The sequence below is a fragment of the Klebsiella sp. Q2 genome (assembly GCF_009900705.1).
Taxonomy (GTDB): domain Bacteria; phylum Pseudomonadota; class Gammaproteobacteria; order Enterobacterales; family Enterobacteriaceae; genus Klebsiella; species Klebsiella quasipneumoniae.
In genome coordinates, this window is sequence record NZ_JAAABE010000006.1 from 320,468 (window position 1) to 343,832 (window position 23,365).

General features: G+C 57.3%; 23 protein-coding genes. 16 read left to right on the plus strand and 7 right to left on the minus strand.

Annotated features, from left to right (window positions below):
- Positions 1-105: 105 nt before the first annotated feature.
- Positions 106-1,020, minus strand: a complete 915-nt coding sequence (locus tag GT756_RS22075; RefSeq protein ID WP_043522348.1) for an Rpn family recombination-promoting nuclease/putative transposase — start codon at positions 1,018-1,020, stop codon at positions 106-108.
- A 215-nt stretch (positions 1,021-1,235) separates the two neighbouring features.
- Between GT756_RS22075 and GT756_RS22080 the strand changes: the two genes are divergently transcribed.
- The 8 genes from GT756_RS22080 (at position 1,236) to GT756_RS22115 (ending at position 7,888) form a co-directional block, all read left to right on the plus strand.
- On the plus strand, positions 1,236-2,051 hold the full coding sequence (locus tag GT756_RS22080) for an AraC family transcriptional regulator (RefSeq protein ID WP_146412493.1): 816 nt from the start codon (positions 1,236-1,238) through the stop codon (positions 2,049-2,051).
- Positions 2,052-2,098: 47 nt separating this feature from the next.
- The gene (locus GT756_RS22085; RefSeq protein WP_049092928.1) at positions 2,099-2,761 is read left to right on the plus strand and encodes a LysE family translocator; all 663 of its coding nucleotides are present in this window, start codon (positions 2,099-2,101) and stop codon (positions 2,759-2,761) included.
- Positions 2,754-4,046 (plus strand): DUF445 domain-containing protein, encoded by a 1,293-nt coding sequence (locus GT756_RS22090; protein ID WP_023319661.1) that lies wholly within the window; start codon positions 2,754-2,756, stop codon positions 4,044-4,046. Before GT756_RS22085 ends, GT756_RS22090 begins: the two co-directional genes overlap by 8 nt.
- Before the next feature lie 53 nt (positions 4,047-4,099).
- Positions 4,100-5,347: a multidrug efflux MFS transporter MdtM gene (gene mdtM, locus GT756_RS22095; protein WP_167878480.1), complete on the plus strand. Its 1,248-nt coding sequence runs from the start codon at positions 4,100-4,102 to the stop codon at positions 5,345-5,347.
- 25 nt (positions 5,348-5,372) lie between these two features.
- A complete protein-coding gene (locus GT756_RS22100) occupies positions 5,373-5,612 on the plus strand; it encodes a DUF2164 domain-containing protein (protein WP_004204157.1) in 240 nt (79 codons plus the stop codon).
- A 96-nt stretch (positions 5,613-5,708) separates the two neighbouring features.
- Complete coding sequence (locus GT756_RS22105; protein WP_049116146.1) at positions 5,709-6,860, plus strand: double-cubane-cluster-containing anaerobic reductase; 1,152 nt, start codon at positions 5,709-5,711, stop codon at positions 6,858-6,860.
- A 9-nt stretch (positions 6,861-6,869) separates the two neighbouring features.
- Entirely contained in the window at positions 6,870-7,637 is a 768-nt protein-coding gene (yjiL, locus tag GT756_RS22110) for a putative 2-hydroxyacyl-CoA dehydratase activator YjiL (protein WP_004204155.1), read from the plus strand.
- A complete protein-coding gene (locus GT756_RS22115; protein WP_004204154.1) occupies positions 7,634-7,888 on the plus strand; it encodes a DUF3343 domain-containing protein in 255 nt (84 codons plus the stop codon). The genes yjiL and GT756_RS22115 overlap by 4 nt, the downstream gene beginning before the upstream one ends.
- On the opposite strand, the gene GT756_RS22120 is transcribed toward GT756_RS22115, so the two are convergent.
- The 4 genes from GT756_RS22120 to GT756_RS22135 form a co-directional block, all read right to left on the minus strand.
- Complete coding sequence (locus GT756_RS22120; RefSeq protein WP_004204153.1) at positions 7,885-8,949, minus strand: DUF2955 domain-containing protein; 1,065 nt, start codon at positions 8,947-8,949, stop codon at positions 7,885-7,887. The genes GT756_RS22115 and GT756_RS22120 overlap by 4 nt on opposite strands.
- Positions 8,939-10,006, minus strand: coding sequence for an HlyD family secretion protein (locus tag GT756_RS22125; RefSeq protein ID WP_004204152.1), 1,068 nt, complete (start codon positions 10,004-10,006; stop codon positions 8,939-8,941). Before GT756_RS22125 ends, GT756_RS22120 begins: the two co-directional genes overlap by 11 nt.
- Before the next feature lie 6 nt (positions 10,007-10,012).
- The gene (locus tag GT756_RS22130) at positions 10,013-10,477 is read right to left on the minus strand and encodes a MarR family winged helix-turn-helix transcriptional regulator (RefSeq protein ID WP_004204151.1); all 465 of its coding nucleotides are present in this window, start codon (positions 10,475-10,477) and stop codon (positions 10,013-10,015) included.
- 163 nt (positions 10,478-10,640) lie between these two features.
- Positions 10,641-10,805: a DUF1127 domain-containing protein gene (locus GT756_RS22135; RefSeq protein ID WP_004204150.1), complete on the minus strand. Its 165-nt coding sequence runs from the start codon at positions 10,803-10,805 to the stop codon at positions 10,641-10,643.
- A 177-nt stretch (positions 10,806-10,982) separates the two neighbouring features.
- Between GT756_RS22135 and GT756_RS22140 the strand changes: the two genes are divergently transcribed.
- The 6 genes from GT756_RS22140 to GT756_RS22165 all read left to right on the plus strand — a co-directional run bounded on the left by GT756_RS22140 (position 10,983) and on the right by GT756_RS22165 (position 20,369).
- On the plus strand, positions 10,983-12,395 hold the full coding sequence (locus GT756_RS22140; RefSeq protein WP_004204148.1) for a PLP-dependent aminotransferase family protein: 1,413 nt from the start codon (positions 10,983-10,985) through the stop codon (positions 12,393-12,395).
- Between the two features lie 216 nt (positions 12,396-12,611).
- Positions 12,612-13,778 (plus strand): restriction endonuclease, encoded by a 1,167-nt coding sequence (locus GT756_RS22145; protein WP_023319655.1) that lies wholly within the window; start codon positions 12,612-12,614, stop codon positions 13,776-13,778.
- A gap of 63 nt (positions 13,779-13,841) precedes the next feature.
- Entirely contained in the window at positions 13,842-15,461 is a 1,620-nt protein-coding gene (locus GT756_RS22150) for a class I SAM-dependent DNA methyltransferase (protein ID WP_160125066.1), read from the plus strand.
- On the plus strand, positions 15,451-16,794 hold the full coding sequence (locus tag GT756_RS22155; RefSeq protein ID WP_126065895.1) for a restriction endonuclease subunit S: 1,344 nt from the start codon (positions 15,451-15,453) through the stop codon (positions 16,792-16,794). Before GT756_RS22150 ends, GT756_RS22155 begins: the two co-directional genes overlap by 11 nt.
- 95 nt (positions 16,795-16,889) lie before the next feature.
- Positions 16,890-20,153, plus strand: a complete 3,264-nt coding sequence (locus tag GT756_RS22160; RefSeq protein WP_160125067.1) for a type I restriction endonuclease subunit R — start codon at positions 16,890-16,892, stop codon at positions 20,151-20,153.
- A gap of 12 nt (positions 20,154-20,165) precedes the next feature.
- Positions 20,166-20,369 (plus strand): hypothetical protein, encoded by a 204-nt coding sequence (locus tag GT756_RS22165; RefSeq protein ID WP_231792818.1) that lies wholly within the window; start codon positions 20,166-20,168, stop codon positions 20,367-20,369.
- 63 nt (positions 20,370-20,432) lie between these two features.
- On the opposite strand, the gene fosA is transcribed toward GT756_RS22165, so the two are convergent.
- Positions 20,433-20,855, minus strand: a complete 423-nt coding sequence (gene fosA, locus GT756_RS22170) for a FosA5 family fosfomycin resistance glutathione transferase (RefSeq protein ID WP_160125068.1) — start codon at positions 20,853-20,855, stop codon at positions 20,433-20,435.
- Entirely contained in the window at positions 20,849-21,757 is a 909-nt protein-coding gene (locus GT756_RS22175; RefSeq protein ID WP_160125069.1) for a LysR family transcriptional regulator, read from the minus strand. Before GT756_RS22175 ends, fosA begins: the two co-directional genes overlap by 7 nt.
- 86 nt (positions 21,758-21,843) lie before the next feature.
- On the opposite strand from GT756_RS22175, the gene GT756_RS22180 reads away from it, so the two are divergent.
- Together GT756_RS22180 and GT756_RS22185 are read left to right on the plus strand one after the other, a co-directional pair.
- Positions 21,844-22,626 carry an NAD(P)H-dependent oxidoreductase gene (locus GT756_RS22180; protein WP_043522375.1) on the plus strand — a complete coding sequence of 261 codons (783 nt, stop codon included), beginning with the start codon at positions 21,844-21,846 and terminating at the stop codon, positions 22,624-22,626.
- 141 nt (positions 22,627-22,767) lie between these two features.
- Positions 22,768-23,352, plus strand: coding sequence for a TetR/AcrR family transcriptional regulator (locus tag GT756_RS22185; protein WP_017899140.1), 585 nt, complete (start codon positions 22,768-22,770; stop codon positions 23,350-23,352).
- Positions 23,353-23,365 lie beyond the last annotated feature (13 nt).

Below are 23,365 nucleotides of genomic sequence, written 5' to 3' on the forward strand. Positions count from 1 at the left end.
ATTAAGGGTAGTCGAGATGGCTGGCGATGCGGGTAAAGTTAGGTATATCCGGAATATTCCATAACGATGGCTAACCGGGGCGACCGTCAGGCCGCCCCGGCGTTATCAATGCGCCAGCGCGGCGACCTCATCGGCGGTCAGGCCGGTGATTTTCACCACCGTCTCGCGGGCAATGCCGTCGGCCAGCATCCTCTGGGCAATGCGCAGCGCTTCAGCATGCTGTCCCTCCTGCCGGCCTTCCCGTTTGCCTTTTCTGCGGCCCACTTCCTGTATTCGTTCGGCGATGGTCATCAATCTCTCCCTGTGCTGAGGAACCCGTTGCGCCACTTTATGGATAAACCGGCCAAAGCGGCGCGCGTTGCCAGTGTGCAGCAGATAATTAAACAGCGTTTTTATCTGCCTGTCATTAGCGTCACCGCTAAGTAAAATCGTCGTCAGTTGCTCAACAATACCCATTAAATCGCGCTGGCGAATATGCTTCTGTATCAGCTCGAGTAATGCCACGCGCCGGTGACGAACGATCTCATCGTCGGGGATCACCGTGATATCCACCAGCGGAAAGGGCGAGGCATAAAGCTCCCTCGCCAGCGGTGGATCGGCAAAGCAGTCCAGCCAGTTGAGCGACCACGGGTATGGCGTGGTCGCTCCGTGATAGAACAACATCGGCACCACCAGCGGCAGTCTGGTATGACCGCTATCCAGATGGCGCTGCATCGCGGCGATGGCGTAGCGCATCAGGCGGAAGGCCATCTGCGCATCCGGCGAGCTCTGATGTTCGATAACCACATAAATGTAGCCCTCGCCAGACGCGGTTTTGAGTGACCACAGCACATCGGAGTACCAGGCCCGCAGGCTCTCCTCGATAAAGCTTGCCGACTCCAGCTGTAAGGTATCGAGGTCGCAGCGCTGACGCAGCGCAGGCGGTAGATGGATCGCCAGGAAATCACGCGCGATGTCGGCCTGAGTGAGAAACTGTTTAAACACCGCATCATGCGGCGTCGAGGTGGTGCCCTTTGCCATCGGCTCATCCCTGCCTGCTTATCCTGCAGGGACTCTACCTCCCATGAATGTCGCTGACACCCCGGAAACCGGAGTTTTACGTTCCGCGACGAAAACATATTTCCCCGGACTGCAAGCGCGACATCCTTTTTCGACGCGGTACGCAAATCCCGGCGGGCGACAGCCTCGGCGCAGCATGCTATAAACGATTTATCCCCTCAGCAAAGGTCGATGCGGTGAACCATACCCGAGATATTCCCCAAACCTTCTGGCGAGACGATCGCCTGCCGTGGCTGGAGCTGCGCAGCACCTGGCGCAGCCGTCAGGCCTATAAGCGCCACAGCCACCCGCAGCTCTCGGTGGGGGCGATTATCGACGGTGAAACGCGCTGCCTGTGCAATGGACAGGAATATCTCCTGCAGCCCGGAGATCTGATCGTGATCCCGCCGCACGCGCCGCATAGCTGTAATCCGCTGCGTGACCAGCCGCGCAGCTATCATATGCTGTACCTGGAGGCGGCATGGTGCCATGCGCAGCGTCCGGATATTCCCCCTACCGTCAGCATGGCTTCGCCGCAGCCGCTGCTGCGCGACAGCCCTCTCTTTGCCTGCTTCCAGCAGATTGTCGCCCTGATGAGCCGCGGCTGCATTGAGCAACTGCCAGCCCGGGTGGCGCAGCTCCTGCATGCGCTGCCGCTGTGCGCCGCCGCGCCGCAGGCGCCACATCACGTCAGCGCCCTGCTGTTTCAGCGCCTGGCGACAGATCTGCCGGCGCCGCCATCGCTGGATAAGCTAGCCCACGATAGCGCGCTACGTAAAGAGACCGTTATCCGCGCCGTGAAACAGGATACCGGCCTGACGCCCGCCAGTTTGATCAATATGGCGCGCATCGAATATGCGAAAACGCGCTTACGCGCCGGGGACCCTATCGCCGACGTCTGCTATCAGGCCGGCTTTGCCGATCAGAGCCATTTCCATAAAACCTTCGTCAGCTATACCGCCGCCACGCCGCGGCAGTATGCGCACAGCAGATCAATTTCCGACAATAAGTAATTTTCCACCTGGCGTAGGGTGGCCTCAGCACCATTATCGAGGCCACTATGCATACCTTATCGACTCTCTTCCCCGCCGCCTTCCCGGCGTTAGCCCTGTCCCACTTTGTCGCCCTGCTCAGCCCGGGCCCCGATTTTTTTCTACTGGTCGGTTACGCTGTACGCTACCGGATCCGCGGCAGCCTCGGACTGTGTCTCGGCATCGCCGCCGGCAATGCGTTGTATATTGTTCTGGCCATCGTTGGCTGGGGACTTCTGCGCCAGGCGCCGCTGCTGTTTTTACTCATCGAGCTGTTGGGCGCGGGCTACTTACTGTGGATTGGCAGCCTGCTGATTCGCAGCCGTCCCGCGGCGCTGGCGGTGGAGAGCGTTCGCACATCGCGTCCGGGGTTCGGCAAGCAGCTACTGCTGGGGCTGGGGTCATCGCTGCTCAACCCCAAGAATGCGCTGTTTTATCTGGCGCTGATGACTTCCCTGCTGGGGCCGGCGGTCACCCTGCTGCAGCAAACGGTGAGCGGGCTGTGGATGGTCAGCGTGGTGTTCTTCTGGGATTTACTGCTGGTGAGCGCGATTGCGCTGCCGCAGGTGCAGCGCCGCCTGAGCGCTATCGTCTGGCGGGTCGAGCGGGCGGCGGGGGCGATCCTGATGATGTTCGGTCTGTGGATTATCTGGCGATTTTTGCACGACCTCGCCGTCAGGTTATATGCTTAAGTTTATGGAAAAACTCGCTGAACTGAAACGCGCCAAACTGCTGGCGCTGTCGCTGCTGCTGATCGCCGCCGCGCTATTTATCACCACCCTGCTGCTGCCGCCGACGCCGTGGGTCAGCGCACTGAAGGCCATTTCCGAAGCGGCGATGGTCGGAGCGCTGGCCGACTGGTTTGCGGTGGTGGCCCTGTTTCGCCGTATTCCGCTGCCCTTTGTCGCCCGCCATACCGCGATTATCCCGCGCAACAAAGATCGCATCGCCGACAACCTCGGCCGCTTCGTTGAGGAGAAATTCCTCGATACCCCGTCGCTGGTGGCGCTGATCCGCCGCTATCAACCAGCGCTGATGCTCGGCAACTGGTTCAGCCAGCCTGAGAACGCCCGGCGGGTTGGCCAACACCTGCTGCAGGTGATGAGCGGTTTTCTCGAACTGACCGATGACGCCCGCATTCAGCGCCTGCTGCGGCGCGCGGTGCATAAGGCGATCGATAAGGTCGACCTGACGCAGACCAGCGCCATGATGCTGGAGGGGCTGACCCGCGACAACCGCCATCAAAAGCTGCTGGATTCGCTGATAAATCAGCTGATCGCCCTGCTGCAGCGCGACAGCTCCCGCGCTTTTATCGCCCGCGGCATCGTACACTGGCTGGAGACCGAACATCCGCTGAAGGCCAGGCTGTTACCCACCGAGTGGCTCGGCGAGCACAGCGCCGAGATGGTCACCGACGCCGTGAATACCCTGCTGGACGAAGTCACCCACGATCGCACCCACCAGATCCGCCAGACCTTTGACCGCGCGACGCAAAAGCTAATCGATAACCTGAAATCCGACCCGGAACTGGCGCAGAAGGCCGATAACATCAAAGCCTGGCTGAAAAACGATGAGACCTTCAACCGCTATCTTGGCGAAGTGTGGGGAGACCTGCGCGGCTGGGTAAAAAACGATATCAGCAGCGACGACTCGCGTATCAAGCAGCGCATCGCCGAGGCCGGCCAGTGGTTCGGTGAAACCTTACTCCGCGACGACGCGCTGCGCGAATCGCTCAACGAACACCTGGAGCAGGCGGCGCATCGGGTGGCGCCGGAGTTCGCCGCCTTCCTCACTCGACATATCAGCGACACGGTGAAGAGCTGGGACGCCCGCGATATGTCGCGGCAGATCGAGCTCAACATCGGTAAAGATCTGCAGTTCATCCGCATCAACGGCACCCTGGTGGGGGGAACTATCGGTCTGTTGTTGTGGCTGCTCTCGCAGATCCCCTCGCTGCTGCATCTGCATATTGGTTAGCAATGATACTATCTGAACAATAGCGCTGATAAATATTCCACAGGGAGGGCGAGATAATGCACCGGATGACCCACTGGCTAACCCGGCACGCCGCCGCGCTGTTCTTCCCGGCGGCGCTCATTCTGTATGATTTTTCCGCCTATCTCACCACCGACCTGATCCAGCCGGGGATCCTCCACGTGGTGCGGGATTTCAACGCCGATGTGGCGCTGGCTCCAGCCTCGGTAAGCCTGTATATGGCCGGCGGCATGGCGCTGCAGTGGCTGCTGGGGCCGCTCTCTGACCGAATCGGACGGCGTCCGGTACTGCTCACCGGCGCGCTCATTTTCACCCTCGCCTGCCTGGCGACGCTGTTCACCACCTCCATGACCCAGTTCCTGATTGCCCGCTTCGTGCAGGGCACCAGCATCTGCTTTATCGCCACCGTCGGCTACGTCACCGTGCAGGAAGCCTTTGAGGAAAAAAGGTCGATCAGGCTGATGGCGGTGATCACCTCCGTCGTGCTGGTGGCGCCGATCGTCGGCCCGCTCTCCGGCGCGGCGCTGATGCATTTTATCCACTGGAAAGCGCTGTTCGGCATTATCGCCGCCATGGGGCTGGTGGCCTGGCTGGGGCTGCTGTTGACCATGCCGGAGACGGTGCGCCGGGGCGAGGTGCCGTTCAGCCCCCTGGGCGTACTGCGCGATTTTCGCAACGTCTTTCGCAACCGCATCTTTTTGCTCGGCGCCGCCACGCTGTCGCTGAGCTATATTCCACTGATGAGCTGGGTGGCGGTATCGCCGGTGATTTTAATGGACGCCGGCGGGCTGACCACCAGCGAGTTCGCCTGGAGCCAGGTGCCGGTCTTCAGCGCCGTCATCATCGCCAACCTGTCGGTGGCGCGCTGGGTAAAAGATCCCACCCGCCCGCGCTTTGTCCTCAGCGCGGTGCCGGTACAGATGCTCGGCCTGGCCATCCTGATCGTTGGGAATCTGGTATGGCCGCACGTCTGGCTGTGGTCGGTGCTCGGCACCTGCTTCTACGCCTTCGGCATCGGGCTAATTTTCCCGACGCTGTTCCGCTTTACCCTCTTTTCCAACGACCTGCCGAAAGGCACGGTCTCCGCCTCGCTGAATATCGTGATCCTCAGCGTCAGCGCCTTATCGATTGAAGGCGCGCGCTGGCTGTGGTTCCATGGCGGGAGACTGCCCTTCCACCTGTTAGCGGTGGCCGCCGGGCTCATCGCCGCCTGCTGCCTCGCCGGACTGTTACGCCACCAGCGTCAGTGTGCGCAAGCGGTCATTGAAGCCCGGCAGTCGTGACCCCTTTTACGGAGAAAGCCCCATCATGAGTGAGATTGAACTCAGCCCGGCGCAGCGCGACCTGCTGCGCGACAGGCTCAGCAAGTACTGCGAAGAGACGTTTAACCTCGAGCTGGAGCAGTTTGACGCCGAATTTTTTGTCGACTTTATCGCCCAGGAGCTGGGGCCGCTGTTTTACAACGCCGGTATCGAAGAGGCCATCCGCACCCATCTGGCATGGAGCGAGCGGATCCAGGAAGAGATGGATTTAAAGAAGGTCTATTAACGCCGCGCGCAGACGCAGGAGATCAATAAAAGCACACAATCAACAGGGTTATAATGGCGACTCTTTCAGCATCTCCCGTGTACGGGGAAGGAAACCATGTCGCTTATCACCGATCTACCCGCCATTTTTGACCAGTTCTCGGAAGCTCGCCAGAAGGGCTTTCTCACCGTCATGGATCTTAAAGAGCAGAACGTGCCGCTGGTAGGCACCTACTGCACCTTTATGCCTCAGGAGATCGCTATGGCGGCGGGGGCCGTGGTGGTCTCGTTGTGCTCCACCTCCGATGAAACCATCGAGGAAGCGGAAAAAGATCTGCCGCGCAACCTCTGCCCGTTAATCAAAAGCAGCTACGGCTTCGGCAAAACCGATAAATGCCCCTACTTCTATTTCTCTGACCTGGTGGTCGGGGAAACCACCTGCGACGGCAAAAAGAAAATGTACGAGTATATGGCCGAGTTCAAGGCGGTCCACGTGATGCAGCTGCCGAACAGCGCCAGCGACGCAGCCTCCCGCGCCCTGTGGAAAGCGGAGATCCTGCGCCTGCAGCAGGTGATTGAGGCGCGGTTTGGCGCGCCGATTAGCGAGGCGGCGCTGCGTGAAGCCATCGTGCTGAAAAACCGTGAACGCCGGGCGCTGGCCCACTTTTATCGTCTCGGGCAGCTCAATCCGCCGGCGCTCAGCGGCGGCGACATCCTGAAAGTGGTGTACGGCGCCACCTTCCGCTTCGACAAAACCGCGCTGATTGACGAGCTCAACGCCATGGCGGAGCGCATCCGTCAGGAGTGGCGGCAGGGTAAACGGCTGGCATCCCGCCCGCGCATTCTGATCACCGGCTGCCCGATCGGCGGCGCGGCGGAGAAAGTGGTTCGCGCCATCGAAGAAAACGGCGGCTGGGTGGTAGGCTATGAAAACTGCACCGGCGCGAAGGCCACCGAGCGCTGCGTGGCGGAAGAGGGCGACGTCTACGACGCCTTAACCGACAAATATCTCGCCATCGGCTGCTCCTGTATTTCCCCCAACGACCAGCGCCTGCAGCTGCTGAGCCAGATGGTGGAGGAGTACCAGGCCGACGGGGTGATCGACGTCATTCTGCAGGCCTGCCATACCTATGCCGTGGAATCGCTGGCCATCAAACGCCATCTCCGCCAGCAGCACGACCTTCCTTATATGGCGATAGAAACCGACTATTCGACAGCGGACCTCGGCCAGCTCAGCACTCGCGTCGCCGCCTTTATCGAAATGCTATAAGGAGCACGCGTGATCTACACGGTTGGTATTGATTCCGGCTCCACTGCCACGAAAGGCATCCTGCTCGCGGACGGGGTGGTTACGCGTCGTTTCCTCTGCCCGACCCCCTTTCGCCCCGCCGACGCCATCCATGAGGCCTGGGAGACGCTGCGCGCTGGCCTCGCGGAAACGCCCTTTTTAACCCTCACCGGCTATGGTCGCCAGCTGGTAGATTTCGCCAATAAACAGGTGACGGAGATTTCCTGTCATGGCCTCGGCGCCCGCCTGCTGGCACCGGACACCCGCACGGTGATTGATATCGGCGGCCAGGACAGCAAGGTTATCCAGCTGGATGCCGGGGGCAACCTCAGCGACTTTCTGATGAATGACAAATGCGCCGCCGGCACCGGCCGCTTTCTGGAGGTCATTTCACGCACCCTCGGCGCCAGCGTCGAACAGCTGGACGCCATTACCGACGGCGTGGAACCGCATGCCATCACCAGCATGTGTACGGTATTCGCCGAATCGGAAGTCATCAGCCTGCGGTCGGCGGGGGTCGCGCCGGAGGCGATTCTGGCGGGGGTGATTAACGCCATGGCCCGGCGCAGCGCGAACTTTATCGGCCGCTTATCAGCGCAGGGGCCGCTGCTGTTTACCGGCGGCGTCAGCCGCTGCGCCGCCTTTGCCCGCATGCTGGAAAGCCATGTCGGCATGGCGGTGACAACCCATCCCGACGCCCAGTTCGCCGGGGCGATCGGCGCGGCGCTGATCGGCCAGCGCCAGCGGAGGCGCGGATGACAACGTTTCTGTTTTTATTTCATTCCACGGTGGGAGTGGTGCGAACGCGCAAAGCCCTGCAGGCGGCGGGAATGACCTTCGAGGTCAAAGATATTCCCCGCCAGCTGCGCAGCGGCTGCGGGCTGTGCATCCTGCTTGAGGGGACGGAAGCCGACGCGCGAGCCTGGATCGTCCCGGAACAGACGGCGGCGTTATATCAGCAGGACGGGGAAGCGTGGCGCTGTCTCGCCACCTTCCCACCGGCAGGTTAATCGCTTACCACAAAGCGCGTCGCCGCAAAGCAGTTCAGCAGACGGTGCATAAGAAAAACCAGGGTCAGCGTGACCACCAGCGAGACCGTCACCGAGGTGATGCGGTACAGATCGCTGAACACCAGATCCTGATAGGGATGCAGGTTTTGGCCAAACATAATGCCGATGGTGGTAATGCTGGCGAAGCCCACCCCGGCGCCCACTTTCTCCATCACGTGCAGGCGGGCGCTAAAGGCCAGCCCGAGGCCAATCAGCGGCATCATCAGGATCATGTGATTGCTGAAGTCATAGATAATCAGCTGCACCACCAGAATATAGAGACAGGCCAGCACCACCCCCGCCACGCGCCAGATCGAGCTGATCACCGCCCCGCGATAGTGCATCGGGAACAGGATCAGGATCCCGGCCATCAGCGCCGACAGCGAGTCGCTGAGATCGCAGATCTGAAACACCACGAAGATGATCGTCGCCACCGTGCCGGAGAGCAGCGACTCGTGGCGGATGCGGGCGGCGTCTTTTTCAATGCGCGGCGGCGGCTTGCGCGGTTCGACGTCCGGGATCAGGTAATGCAGCAGCGCGCTCAGCGCCACCGCCAGCACGCACGCTTCCATGTTGGAGAACATCAGGGTGTGCCAGTTGCTGGTCGGGTAGCTCATAAAGTTGAGCATCGTGCTCTGACACACCACCCCCATCGACCCCAGCAGAAACAGCGGCCCCTGGCTCATAAAGCGAAAACGCATCACGTACAGGGCAAACACCACCAGCGTCATGATCACCGGCCATTGCGACAAATAACCGACAATCAGCACCATTTCGACGCAGTTCACCGCCGCGCTGAACACAAACTGGCGGGCGACGTGGCGGTTGAACACCGGCACCAGCGACATCAGCATCAGCGGATACACCACAAAAAATACGCCGTACTGCACGTCGTAGAAGGTGGAGATGCTGAGCGCAATGGTCCCGGCCACGGCGATACGCACCGTCTGGCGAAAATCATTCGCCGTGTAGACGATATTGCCGTGCGGGGTAAAGACGTGCGCCAGGGTATTAATAGACATAGTGCAACCAGCTCACCAGATGAATCTGCAGGCCGGCGAAGGTGCGGGCGAAAGGTCCCTCGCTATTGTACAGCTGCACCGTGGCGCGGGCGCCGGTCGGCAGCGGTTTCGCCAGCGGCTGATCCAGCGCGACGTGAATGCGCATTCGCTGGGCATCACGCACCCAGCGGGTGGACTGTTCCGGCTGCGACAGCTGCCCGTTAACCGCCTCTTGCCCCGCCAGAATCCCGGCATCGCTGCTGGTCACGTGCGCCGGGAAAACTTCCCCCGGCAGGGCGTCAAAAACCACCGCCGCATCGGTGTTTACCGCGGTGTGGCGCAGGCTCTTCTCACGGAAGTCAGCGACGATATCGGTATTGTTGTTGACCAGCGCCAGCACGGCCGTCGCCGCGGTGGCGTAGATCCCCGGGTTAAGCTGCAGGTTGCTGACCATGCCGTCAGTTTCCGCACGCACTTTGGTCCAGGCCAGGTTCAGCTGCGCCTCCTCCAGCGCGTTGCGGTATTTCTGCAGGGTGACGTTGCGCTTATCGTCGCGCTCGCCGCGCTGGATCAGCAGGTTCTGGATCTGCGCGTTCAGCGCCGAGACCGACTGCTCGCTGGTCTGCCAGGTGGTCCGCACTTTGTCGAGATCGGACTGCGAGACGTTCTGCATGGTGCTCAGGCGCTGATAGCGATCGAGCGTGACCTTATCGTTACGGGCGGTGTACTGCGCGGTGCGCAGGTTGGCGCGGGCGGCGGCGATTTGCGCGTCCAGCTGCTGGTTGCTCAGCTTCGCCTGTTCAAGGGCGATCTGTGCCGCTTCAACTTTATTAATGAATGGCGTCGGGTCGAGCTCATACAGCAGGTCGCCCTTTTTCACCTGGCTATTGTTATGCACGTAGACGTGCGAGACATAGCCGGAGACCCGCGACGAAACCGGGGTCACCACGCGCATGACGGTGGAGTCCGGCGTCAGCGGGATCCAGATATCGGCAACGATAAACCAGGCGAATATTCCCAGAAAAGCGGCAATACTCACCCGTACCCAGCGGGCAAATTTTTGTTCAGGCGTCATCATAGTGTGTTAGATCTTGTTATCTTCTTCGCGGATATTCCGCAAACGGCAGGCGATTTGATTTAACGTGGCGCTGAAGGTGACGAGGTCGGCCTCCGGGATGGTCTGGGTTACGCGCTCCTGATAGGTCTCGATCACGCGGCTCAGTTTTTCCAGAATAGCCCGCCCCTCGGCGGTCAGCGTCAGCAGGCGAATGCGTTTGTCATATGGCGATGTGGAACGCAACAGATAGCCCTGCTTTTCCAGTAATGAGAGGGTGCGCGTCAGCGGCGGCAGTTCAATCCCCTGCACCTCCGCCAGTTCGCTGACCGAGACGTTGTCCCCCAACTGATGCAGTTGCATCAGCACCGTCCAGCTGGACTGGGTGAGTCCCGTATCGGTGATAGCGGAGTCAATAATCGCGCGCCACTGGCGCACCACCATGGCCATCCGCATCCCCAGCGGGCGGCGGGCAAACAGTTCGTCTTCAGTCACAGCTTTTCCTCTCATTGTTGAGAAGAAAATAATACTTATCAGGGTAAGTATCAAGAAACGGAAGGTCACGTCGCATCAATTGATAAATTTCGTGAATGATTCCCCGGCATCGCCAGCGCTTACCGGGGCAAAGAAGAAGTGATGCCTGAAAAAAAAGCACTTTTTAATTGATCTGATCCCGACGCAGGCCGATATCTTTCAGCTGTTCGTCGCTCATTTTCTGCAAAGCTCTGCGCGTTTGCTCCTGAAGCCACCATTTTTTGACAAACCGTGCCAGCAATACGAAACCGATAAATGGCTGTCTTGCCCTGTTCTCATGAAATTCCATCCTCTACCTCCTCACCTTGCCAGAGACTTTATCTTCACGGATTTGGGGGTAAGGAATACAGATTCACAAAACACTTTTCTTTAACATACAGATTGGCTAAAACGTACAGCAGACCGCAATTTTTCCTGCCATCTGTACTGGTTATTCCATCTGTATGGCGACAATTAAGGATACAGCATGACCCGCTATCAACATCTTGCGACGCTGCTGGCCGAACGCATTGAACAGGGCCTGTATCGCCACGGCGAAAAGCTGCCGTCGGTGCGCAGCCTGAGCCAGGAGCACGGCGTCAGCATCAGCACCGTCCAGCAGGCCTATCAGCTGCTTGAGCAGCAGCAGATGATTGTGCCGCAGCCGCGATCGGGCTATTTCGTCGCCCCCCGCAAGGCCCAGCCGCCGGTGCCGCCGATGTCGCGTCCGGTGCAGCGTCCGGTGGAGATCACCCAGTGGGATCAGGTGCTGACCATGCTCGACGCCCGCTACGATAAAACGATCATCCCCTTCGGCGGCGGCTCGCCGGACGTGACGCAGCCAAGCCTGAAGCCCATCTGGCGCGAACTGAGCCGGGCGATCCAGCACAACCTCACTGAGGTGTTGAACTATGACGAATTGGCCGGGCGCCGCGAGCTGCGGGAGCAGATCGCCCGCCTGATGCTCGACGGCGGATCGGTGGTGACTGCCGACGATCTGGTGCTCACCAGCGGTTGCCACAGCGCGCTGTCGCTGGCCCTGCTGTCGGTGTGCCAGCCAGGGGACATCATCGCCGTGGAATCCCCCTGCTACTACGGCACCATGCAGATGCTGCGCGGACTGGGATTAAAAACGATTGAGATCCCCACCGATCCGGAAACCGGGATCAGCATCGAGGCCCTGGAGTTGGCGCTGGATCAGTGGCCGATCAAAGGGGTGATCCTGGTGCCGAACTGCAACAACCCGCTGGGGTTTATCATGCCGGACGCCCGCAAGCGCGCGGTGCTGAACCTGGCCCAGCGCCACGATATCGTTATTTTCGAGGATGATATCTACGGCGAGCTGGCTACCGAATATCCGCGCCCGCGCACGATTCACTCCTGGGATATCGACGGCCGGGTGATGCTCTGCAGCTCCTTTACCAAAACCATCGCCCCCGGCCTGCGCATCGGTTGGATAGCGCCCGGGCGCTACTACGACAAGCTGCTCCAGATGAAGTACGCCGCCAGCGGCACTAACGTCCCTTCAACACAGCTGGCGGCCTTTAACTTTATTCGCGAAGGCCATTATCACCGCCACGTGCGGCGGATGCGGCAGATCTATCAGCGCAATATCGAGATCTACACCTGCTGGCTGCGGGAGTTTTTCCCGTGCGGGATCTGCGTCACCCGGCCGAAGGGCGGTTTTATGCTGTGGGTGGAGCTCCCGGAGCAGGTGGATATGGTCTGCGTCGCCAAACAGCTGTGCCGGCTGAAGATCCAGGTCGCGCCGGGGTCGCTGTTTTCCGCGGCGGGCAAGTATCGCAACTGCGTCAGGATCAACTGCGCCCTGCCGCCGACCGAGAAACATAAAGCGGTGATGGTGAAGCTGGGAGAAGCGGTGAAGGTGGCGATGGAGTGAGGTTTAGCCTGCTCTCCCCGGTGGCGCTGCGCTTACCGGGGCGACGGGGCCAGTAGCCCGGAAAAGGCGCAGCAAGCGCAGCCTCCGGGATAAACACACTCACCATCAGCCAGGCGAGCAATAGAATGAAATTAAACGAATTTAATGATAGCCGGCCCGCCATTAGCCTTTATAAAATGGCATGATGCCGTACATTGCTTTAGCGAAGGAATTGCCATGCGAAATTACAAAGTCATTACTCCGTTATTCCCGACCTACGACCAGACCCGAGCGATGATGAAAGCCGTAGCAGGATGCTCAGTAAAATCGGTCCGTAATATGATCTCCGCCATTCAGGAACAGACTGGCACCCCGCAAAACCCGGTAGACTGGTCAGAGCCGGACCACTGGATTAAGGAACGACTGAGCGGAGAAGATGCCAAAATAGCCTGGCAAATCTGGAATACCGATAACCATATACTCAACCCCCGCCACAGCTATGGTTGTTATATGTTTATCAACAACCCGCTATTCGATTTGATGCAGACCGACGAGGATGGCGGCTGGCATCCCAGTGAACAGGGACGTTTATTCCTCGCTCACGATGAAGCGACGCTGCGTAAACTGGACGATATCGAAGGCATGCTGCAGCTACTGGAATTGCTCGCCGGTCGCGAACAGGCCCGGCGCGCCGATCTGCTTCCGGAATGGCAGGCTTTCTTGCATCAGCACTCTAAATTCGCCTCTCCAAGTTCAGTTAAAACAACGCTCTATGCCCGGCTTTACAATCTGGTCGAGCGCGAACTTATTACTCGTGAAGGGATGAGCTACAAAATCACCGATGCCGGTAGAAAATGGCTTGGCAAAGCGCTGCCTGAGCGCCGAACCGATCCGCGCAAAGAGCTGCTGGATGCGGTTAAACGCTATAACCAGCAGCAAAAGGAATTACTGCGCGAGCAAATATCCACCATGAATCCCTACAAGTTTGAGCATCTGGTCGGCCAGTTGCTGGAAGCAATGGGCTATGAGCAAGTCGAAGTGACCAAAGCCTCCGGCGATAAAGGAGTGGATGTGGTCGGTAAAGTGCAGGTTGGCATCACCACCATTACCGAAGTGGTGCAGGTGAAGCGGATGCAAAACACTATTACCCGCCCGTTTATCGATCAGCTGCGCGGTGCATTGCCCTACCACAAAGCCATTCGCGGCACGCTTATCACCACCGGAAAATTTGCGGCAAAATGCGCAGAGGCGGCGCTGTTCCCCGGTGCCGCGCCGATTACGCTGATCGACGGCGATCGTCTGCTGGAGCTGCTGATTGAAAACAACGTCGGGATCAGACGCAGTAATGCCGTTGAATTGCTCGACGTAGACTTACAGCTGTTTGATGAGCTGGAGATTGAGTAGAGGGCGAACTTCACCGCTTTTATCGTTACAATAGCCACCAAATTTTTCCAGAACGAGTTCATCATGGCCAAAGCACCAACCAAAAAAGCCAAAGCAAAGAAAGGCTTTGAAGACACATTATGGGATACCGCGAACCAGCTTCGCGGCAGCGTGGAATCCTCCGAGTACAAGCACGTGGTGCTGAGCCTCGTGTTCCTCAAATTTATCAGCGATAAGTTTGAAGCCCGCCGTCAGAAGATGAAAGACGGGGGACAGGGCGATTTCCTTGAGATGGAAGTCTTCTATCAGCAGGACAACATCTTCTATCTGCCGGAAGAGGCGCGCTGGTCGTTCATCAAGCAAAATGCCAAGCAGGACGACATTGCGGTACGTATTGATACTGCGCTCTCCACCATTGAGAAGCGCAACCCGACGCTGAAAGGCGCGCTGCCGGACAACTACTTCAGCCGCCAGAATCTGGAAACCAAGAAGCTGGCGTCGCTTATCGACACCATCGATAACATCGAAACGCTGGCCCACGAAACCGACGTCGAAGCGCTGTCGAAAGAAGACCTGGTCGGTCGCGTGTACGAATACTTCCTAGGCAAGTTTGCCGCCACCGAGGGCAAAGGCGGCGGCGAGTTCTATACGCCAAAATGCGTGGTGACGCTGCTGACCGAAATGCTCGAACCGTTCCAGGGTAAAATTTATGACCCCTGCTGCGGCTCAGCGGGGATGTTTGTCCAGTCGGTGAAGTTTGTCGAAAGCCATCAGGGGAAAAGCCGCGATATCGCCCTGTACGGTCAGGAGCTGACGGCCACCACCTACAAGCTGGCGAAGATGAACCTCGCGATTCGCGGCCTTTCCGCCAACCTTGGCGAGCGCCCGGCGGACACCTTCTTCAGCGACCAGCACCCGGATCTGAAAGCCGACTATATTCTGGCCAACCCGCCGTTTAACCTGAAAGACTGGCGAAATGACGCCGAGCTGACCAAAGACCCGCGCTTTGCCGGCTACCGCACGCCGCCAACCGGTAACGCTAACTACGGTTGGATTCTGCATATGCTTTCCAAGCTGTCGGCCAACGGCACCGCCGGTTTTGTGCTGGCGAACGGCTCGATGAGCTCCAACACCAGCGGCGAAGGCGAAATCCGCGCGCAGATGATCGAAAACGATCTCATTGACTGCATGATCGCCCTGCCCGGTCAGCTGTTCTTCACCACCCAGATCCCGGTGTGCCTGTGGTTTATGACCAAGTCGAAGGCAGCCGATCCGGCCAAAGGCTATCGTAACCGTCAGGGTGAGACGCTGTTTATCGATGCGCGTAACCTTGGCACCATGATCAACCGCACCACCAAAGAGCTGACGGCGGACGATATCGCCGCCATCGCCGATACCTACCATGCCTGGCGCAGCACGCCGGAAGAGCTGGCCGAGCGCGTGAAGCGCGGCGACAGCAAGCTGGCGCAGTACGAAGATCAGGCCGGGTTCTGCAAGGTTGCGACGATTGCAGAGATCAAGGCTAACGACTATGTGCTGACCCCGGGCCGCTACGTCGGTGCCGCTGAACAGGAAGACGACGGCGTGGCGTTTGAAATCAAAATGCGCGAGTTGTCGCAGACGTTGTTTGCGCAGATGAAGCAGGCGGAAGAACTGGATAACGCGATTCGCCAGAACCTGGAGGCGCTGGGTTATGGTTTATAATTCCCCATTAGGAAAAACTAAATTTCCTCTAGCCCCGGTTTCTGATGGATGTACTTTCATATCCGGTTATGCATTTAAGAGTAAAGATTTTACAGATATTGGATATCCTGTTATTAAGATTAAAAATATTCATGACGGGTTTGTTACTCTTGAAGATAGTCACTGCGTTACTTCCAAAACAGTTGAAGGTCTAAAAAAATTCAGATTAAATAATGGTGATGTATTAATCGCAATGACAGGGCAAGGCAGTGTTGGGAGAGTTGGTCGCTTATCTTTTAATGGAGATAAAGCCCCCTATCTAAACCAACGTGTAGGTAAATTCATTGCCGATGAAAAAAAACTCAACATTAGCTATTTATATTATATTTTAACAACTAAGCAGTATCAAAACATATTGTTTAACAATGCTTCGGGAAGCGGACAACCAAACCTAAGCCCTGCAGTTATTCAGTCAATATTAATTCCCTATCCTGAATATCATTTGCAATGTAAAATGGCAAAGATACTGGATGAAATTAACGATCGAATAATTAAAAATAACGCTATTAATAACACCCTAGAACAAATGTCCCAAACCCTGTACAAATCCTGGTTTGTGGATTTCGACCCGGTGATTGATAACGCGCTGGATGCGGGAAATCCCATTCCGGAAGCGCTGCAATCTCGCGCCGAACTGCGTCAAAAAGTTCGCAATAGTGCAGATTTCAAACCACTTCCGGCGGATATTCGTGTGCTGTTCCCGGCTGAATTTGAAGAAACAGAGTTGGGCTACGCACCAAAAGGTTGGGTGACAAATCGGCTGGAAAATATTTTAGAGTTGGCTTACGGAAAAGCACTTAAAAAGACAGAAAGAACCAACGGTAATTATCCTGTTTATGGTTCTGGCGGTGTCGATGGCACCCATAATGAGTATCTTGTTAAAGGGCCAGGGGTTATTGTTGGGAGGAAAGGTACTGTTGGTTCATTACATTGGGAAAACAAAAATTTTTACCCCATCGATACGGTATTTTTCGTAAAACCCAAAGAATACTACCCCCTTGTTTACTGCTATCAACTGTTGAAAACACTGGGATTAGAGAATATGAATACTGATGCAGCAGTCCCAGGGTTGAACAGAAACAATGCTTATCGTCTTGAGGTCGTTACACCAACACAATCCATCATTGCCAAATTCACAAATATAATCCAGACAATCCAGCATAAAATGGATTCAAATCATAATGAAACAGAGAATCTAACCGCCCTCCGCGACACCCTGCTCCCCAAACTTATCTCCGGCGAGCTGTCCCTGGAGGATCTACCAGATTTAGTAACCCAAACTGAACCCGCTTAATGCATTTTGCCCCTGTTAAATCAGGGGCTTTCTGGTAAGGTTTTCTTTAGTTACAGGAACCTTTACCAGAAAAACAGCCAGGGCCGGAGCGAGATATGCATCTCTCATTCAGTGAAGCGAAGCTAGAACAAGCCATTATCGAACTGCTACAGGAACAGGGCTATAAGCACCTGATCGGCGATGATGTGCCGCGTTCAAGCCTCGATCAGGTGATTATCGAAGACGATCTTCGCCACTATCTCGCCTCTCGCTATCAGATTGACGGCATCACCGAAGCGGAAATCCAGCGGCTGATTAAGCAGCTCACCACGCTGCCCGCCTCCGATCTTTACGAAAGCAATAAAACCTTCTGCGCCTGGCTGGCGAATGGTTTCTTGTTTAAACGCGACGATCGTCAGCAGAAAGATCTCTATATCGAACTGCTCGATACCCGGCATCTTTCTGCGGCACTACATGAATTATTCAATGCCGAAGAGGTTCCGCTGCAACAGGCAGCAGAACCGTCGGCGACCTATCTTGTCAAGCCGCTGAACCGTCTTAAGGTCGTCAATCAACTGACCATCTCCGGCAAAGAAAACCAGCCGCGTATCCCGGACGCCATTCTGTATATTAATGGCCTGCCGCTGGTGGTCTTTGAATTTAAAAGCGCGGTGCGCGAGCAGGAAGCCAATATTGGCGATGCGTATAAACAGCTCTGCACCCGTTATCGCCGCGATATTCCGCAGCTGTTTGTCTATAACGCGCTGTGCATTATCAGCGATGGCGTCAATAACCGCATGGGCAACCTGTTTGCGCCGTATGAGTATTTCTACTCCTGGCGCAAAGTCACCGGCAATGAAAACCGCGAGCAGGACGGCATCCCCTCCCTGCATTCGATGATTCAGGGACTGTTTCACCCGGTCCGTCTGCTGGACGTGATCAAAAACTTTATCTGCTTCCCGGATAAAGCCAAACACGAAGTAAAAATTTGCTGCCGCTACCCGCAGTACTATGCGGCGCGCAAGCTGTACTACAGCATCGAACGGGCGCGTAAACCTTACGGCGACGGCAAGGGCGGCACCTACTTTGGCGCGACCGGCTGCGGCAAGAGCTACACCATGCAGTTCTTAACCCGTCTGCTGATGAAAAGCGTCGAGTTCGCCAGCCCGACGATCGTGCTGATCACCGACCGCACCGATCTGGACGATCAGCTCTCGGCGCAGATGTGCAATGCCAAAAACTATATCGGCGACGAGACCGTGGTGCCCGTAACCAGCCGTGAGGATCTGCGGGAAAAGCTGGCCGGTCGCAACAGCGGCGGCGTCTTCCTGACCACTATCCATAAATTTACCGAAGACACTGAACTGCTCTCCGAGCGCAGCAATATCATCTGTATTTCCGACGAAGCGCACCGCAGCCAGGTCAACCTCGATCAGAAAGTGATCGTCGATAAAGAAAACGGCAAGGTGCGCAAAACTTACGGTTTCGCCAAATATCTGCACGATTCGCTGCCACAGGCCACCTATGTTGGTTTTACCGGTACCCCTATCGACGCCACGATGGAAGTCTTTGGCAACATCGTCGACAGCTACACCATGACCGAATCCGTGCAGGATGAGATCACCGTGCGCATCGTCTATGAAGGCCGCGCCGCGAAGGTCATCCTCGATGCCCGCAAGCTGGAAGAGGTGGAAAAATATTACGAAGAGTGCGCCAATGCGGGCACCAACGAGTGGCAAATCGACGAGAGCAAAAAAGCCAGCGCCACTATGAACGCCATTCTCGGTGATGAAGACCGCCTGAAAGCGCTGGCGGAAGACTTTGCTAAACACTATGAAAAACGTGTCACCGAAGGCTCCACGGTGAAAGGTAAAGCGATGTTTGTCTGCGCCAGCCGGGAAATTGCCTGGGATTTCTATCGTCAATTAAAAGACTTTCGTCCGGCATGGTTTGCGGTGAAACAAGCGCCGGATGGTATAGAGCTTACCGAGCAGGAGCAGAAGGAACTGCCGCCATCCGAAATGGTCAAGATGGTAATGACCCGCGGCAAAGACGATAGCGTACAACTGTACGATTTGCTGGGCAGTAAAGAGTACCGCAAAGAGCTGGATAAGCAGTTCAAAAATGACAAATCAAATTTCAAAATCGCCATCGTGGTGGACATGTGGCTGACCGGTTTTGACGTACCGGAGCTGGACACTATTTATATCGATAAGCCGCTGCAAAAGCATAACCTGATCCAGACCATCTCCCGCGTTAACCGCAAGCTGGAAGGCAAAAGTAAAGGGCTGGTCGTCGACTATATCGGCATTAAGCGCCAGATGAACCAGGCGCTGGCGATGTATTCCCGCATTGACGCCATTAACTTTGAAGATATCCAGCAGTCAGTGATTGAGGTGAAAAACCATCTCGAACTGCTGGCGCAGGTTTTGCAGGACTTCGACAGCCGGGCTTACTTCACAGGAGAACCGCAGGCGCAGCTGGCCTGCCTGAATCAGGCGGCAGAGTTTGTCATGCGCACTCAGAAGACAGAGCGCCGCTTTATGGGGCTGGTGAAGCGCCTGAAAGCGGCCTACGACGTCTGCTGCGGCAGCGAAGCGCTTTCGCAGGCCGAGCGCGACTACATTCACTTTTATATTGCCGTGCGCTCCATCGTCTTCAAGCTGACCAAAGGCGACGCACCGGACGTGACCCAAATGAACGCCCGCGTACGCGAGATGATTGCCGATGCGCTGAAGGCCGACGGCGTGGAAGAGTTGTTTTTCCTTGGCGACAAAAAAGCGGAGTCGATCGATATTTTCGACGACGATTATCTGGCGCGAATCAATAAGATCAAACTGCCGGCAACCAAAATTCAGCTGCTGCAAAAGCTGCTGGAAAAAGCCATCAGCGACTTTAAAAAGATCAACCAGCTTCAGGGGATCAATTTCACCCGCCGTTTCCAGTCAATTATGGATAAATATAACGAACGCCGGGAAGATGATGTTCTCAATGGTGAAGAGTTCGATACCTTCAGTCAGGAAATGACCGATATTATCTACGATATTAAAACCGAAATGGGTACCTATGCCGAAATGGGGATTGATATCGAAGAGAAAGCTTTTTACGACATTCTGGCACATATGCGCGATAAGTATCAATTCACCTATGAGGATGACAAGGTGCTGGCGCTGGCGAAAGAGATGAAGGCGGTGGTCGATAACACCTCGAAGTATCCGGACTGGAGCAAGCGTGATGACATTAAAGCGAAACTGAAAGTGGAACTCATTCTGTTACTGCATAAGCATAAGTTCCCACCGGTGGCGAATGATGATGTGTATATAGGCGTACTGGCGCAGGCGGAGAATTTTAAGCAGCATCATATTAACACGCTGCACTAAGTTTACTGCAGGATGGCAGGTGATAAGCCGCTGCTGGCGAAGGTACGCCTGCGACTAAAAACACCTACATCCCCCCTGCATGTGGCGCTGATATCTCTGGTTTCCAGCCTCCGATTCGACGGCAATAGTAATAATCTAAGCCGTCTGGTGAACTTGTGCGCGCTGATGGGCTTCCTGGTGTTCAAGCGCAATGTCGAACTGAACCTCGAAGGTTAATACACGATGCTCATCTCCCCGGTGGCGCTGCGCTTACCGGGGCTACAGGTTCCCAGTTACCACTTACTCATCCTCAAAAAACACCATCCCCTTATACGGCTGTTCGCGGCAGGCGGCCAGACGCTGGACGAGGCTGCCGACGTGTAGCTCCAGCTTGTGGCCGTCGGGGTCGAGGAAATAGTGCGAGGCGCCTTCGCTACGGTTCAGCTTCCACACCGCCACGCCGACAACCTCAAGGCGAGCGGCGAAGCGGGCGAAATCCGCTTCGCTGATGCTAAACGCATAATGGGTGTAGTCGCTCTCCTCCGGCGGAGTGACACGCCGCTGCGGATCCAGCGACAGGCACAGCCACAGATCGCCGCAGGAGAGATAGGCGCCGCTGTCCCAGCGGGCGTGCAACGTCATGCCCAACAGCTGCTGATAAAACGCCACGCTCGGCGCCAGCTGGCTGACCGCCAGGGTCAGGTGATTAAGTCCGCTCAGCATGTCTGTTCCTCCAGTGAATTCACAATGAACTGGCGCAGCCATTGATGCGCCGGATCGCGGTGCCAGCGCTCGTGCCATAGCATCAGCATCTCAAAGCCGGCGACCGCCAGCGGCGGCTCGACGACGACCAGCCCGCTCTGCCCGCGCACCAGCCGCTCCGGCAACACCGCCACCAGATCGCTATTACGCAGGGTCTCCAGCATAAACAGGAAATGTGGCACGGAAAGGACAACCCGCCGCGTCAGGCCAAGATTCGCCAGCGCGGCATCGGTCGCCGCGCTGAAGCCGCCTCCGTCCGGGGAGACGATCGCTTGCTCCAGCTGACAGAACGTTTCCAGACTCAGCCCTTGCCGCAGCACCGGATGCCCGGCCCGGCCCGCCAGCACGTAGCGCTCGCGAAACAGCAGGCGCTGATGCAGCCCCGGCGGCGCGCCCTCGCGGGTATGGAAGCAGAGATCCACTTCATCGCTGGCCGCCTGCTGCTCCAGCCGCGCCGGCTGGAGTTCGAATACCGCCAGCCGACTGCCGGGAGAGGCCTGCCGTAGCCTGCCCAGCATCGGCATGAGGGTCGCCGAAGCCATATAGTCCGTCGCCGCCACCCGCCAGGTCTCCGCCGCCGCGGCCGGATTAAAAGGTGCCACCGGCGCCACCGCCTGCTCCAGCGCGGCTAACGCAGCGCGCAGCGGCTGGCGAAGCTCATCGGCGCGGGCGGTGGGCTGCATGCCGCGCGGGCCCGGCATCAGCAGCGGGTCGGCGAACATCTCCCGCAGCCTAGCGAGTTGAATACTGACCGACGGCTGCGACAGATTCAGCCGCTGCGCCGCCCGGGTAACGTTATTTTCACTGAGCAGCACGTCGAGCGTGCGCAGCAGATTGAGATCCAGACGATGTAAATTAATCACAGCTATACCTGGGATTTAAGTAATTAATTTCTACTATAGCGCCAGCTTTCCTACTCTGCAGCTCTTCCCACTTCAGAGGTGATGTTATGAAAGTACTGCTGATTTACGCCCATCCGGAACCGCGCTCCCTCAATGGCGGTTTAAAAAATTTCGCCATCCGTCATCTGCTGCAGGCCGGTCATGAAGTCCAGGTCTCCGATCTCTACGCCATGCGCTGGAAGGCCGGGTATGACGCCGACGACAGCGGCGCGCCGCCGGTCGGCGAGTTCTGGCGTCCTACCCTGGACTCCAGACAGGCCTTTGCCCAAGGTACTCAAAGCGCGGATATCGCCGCCGAGCAGGAAAAGCTGCTGTGGGCCGATACGGTGATTTTTCAGTTTCCGCTGTGGTGGTTCTCGATGCCCGCGATCATGAAAGGCTGGATCGACCGGGTGTACGCCTGGGGCTTTGCCTATGGTGTCGGCGAGCACAGCGACCGCCACTGGGGCGATCGCTATGGGGAAGGCACCTTCGTCGGCAAGCGGGCGATGCTGATCGTCACCGCCGGCGGCTGGGCGGAACACTATTCACCGCGCGGGATCAATGGCCCCATCGACGACATTCTGTTCCCCATTCAGCACGGTATGCTGTTCTATCCCGGTTTCGAGGTGCTTCCGCCGCTGGTGTTTTACCGCACGGACAAAACCGATGCCGCGCAGTTCGCCGACCAGTGCGCCACCCTGGCCGAGCGGCTGGACACGCTGTGGCAAACCGAGCCCATTCCATTCCGCCGGCAGAATCATGGCGACTATCTGATCCCGTCGCTAACGCTGCGCCCGGAGCTGGCGCCGGGGCAAAGCGGCCTGGCGGTGCACCTGGCAACGAAATAAACCTCAACGCGATAGCCCTTCCGGGTTATCGCTTTCATTAATATGACAATTTGTGAGCCTCCACGCATTAACGGCATCGCATCGCGCGAAGCCGCCTCTCATATTGATAGCGATCAAAAATAATCATACCGTCTGGTCGGTATGATTCCGGCCATGAACATGGAAGCCCAGCATCGTAAAAAAGATCCCGTCCGTCTCCACCGTCAGCTGCTTGAATCGGCGGCGATGATTGCCGGCCGGGACGGTATCGCCGCCCTGTCGCTGAACGCTGTCGCCCGCGAGGCTGGGGTCAGCAAAGGCGGCCTCCTGCACCATTTTCCCAATAAGCAGGCGCTGATTTTCGCTCTGTTCGCCAGGCTGCTGGCGATTATGGAAAAGGCGATTAGCGAACTGATGGCCGCCGATAACATCGCTTACGGACGCTTTACCCGGGCCTATTTGCACTATCTGTCCAATCCGCAGTTGACGGACACGCACGAAAGCCGTCAGCTGATGGTGCTGTCGCTGGCGATGCCGGACGAACCGGTGCTGCGAAAATGCTGGCGCGACTGGATGCTGGATCATCTGGCGCAAGGCGATGCGCTGGATAACGGCCCAACCGGTACCCTGGTACGCTACGCCGCCGACGGTATCTGGTTATCTGAGCTGACCGAGGGGCGCACCATGAGCAGCGAACATCGCCAGTCGCTGGTGAACGATCTGACCAAAATGACGCTTCCCGCATGAAGCGAATAGAGTG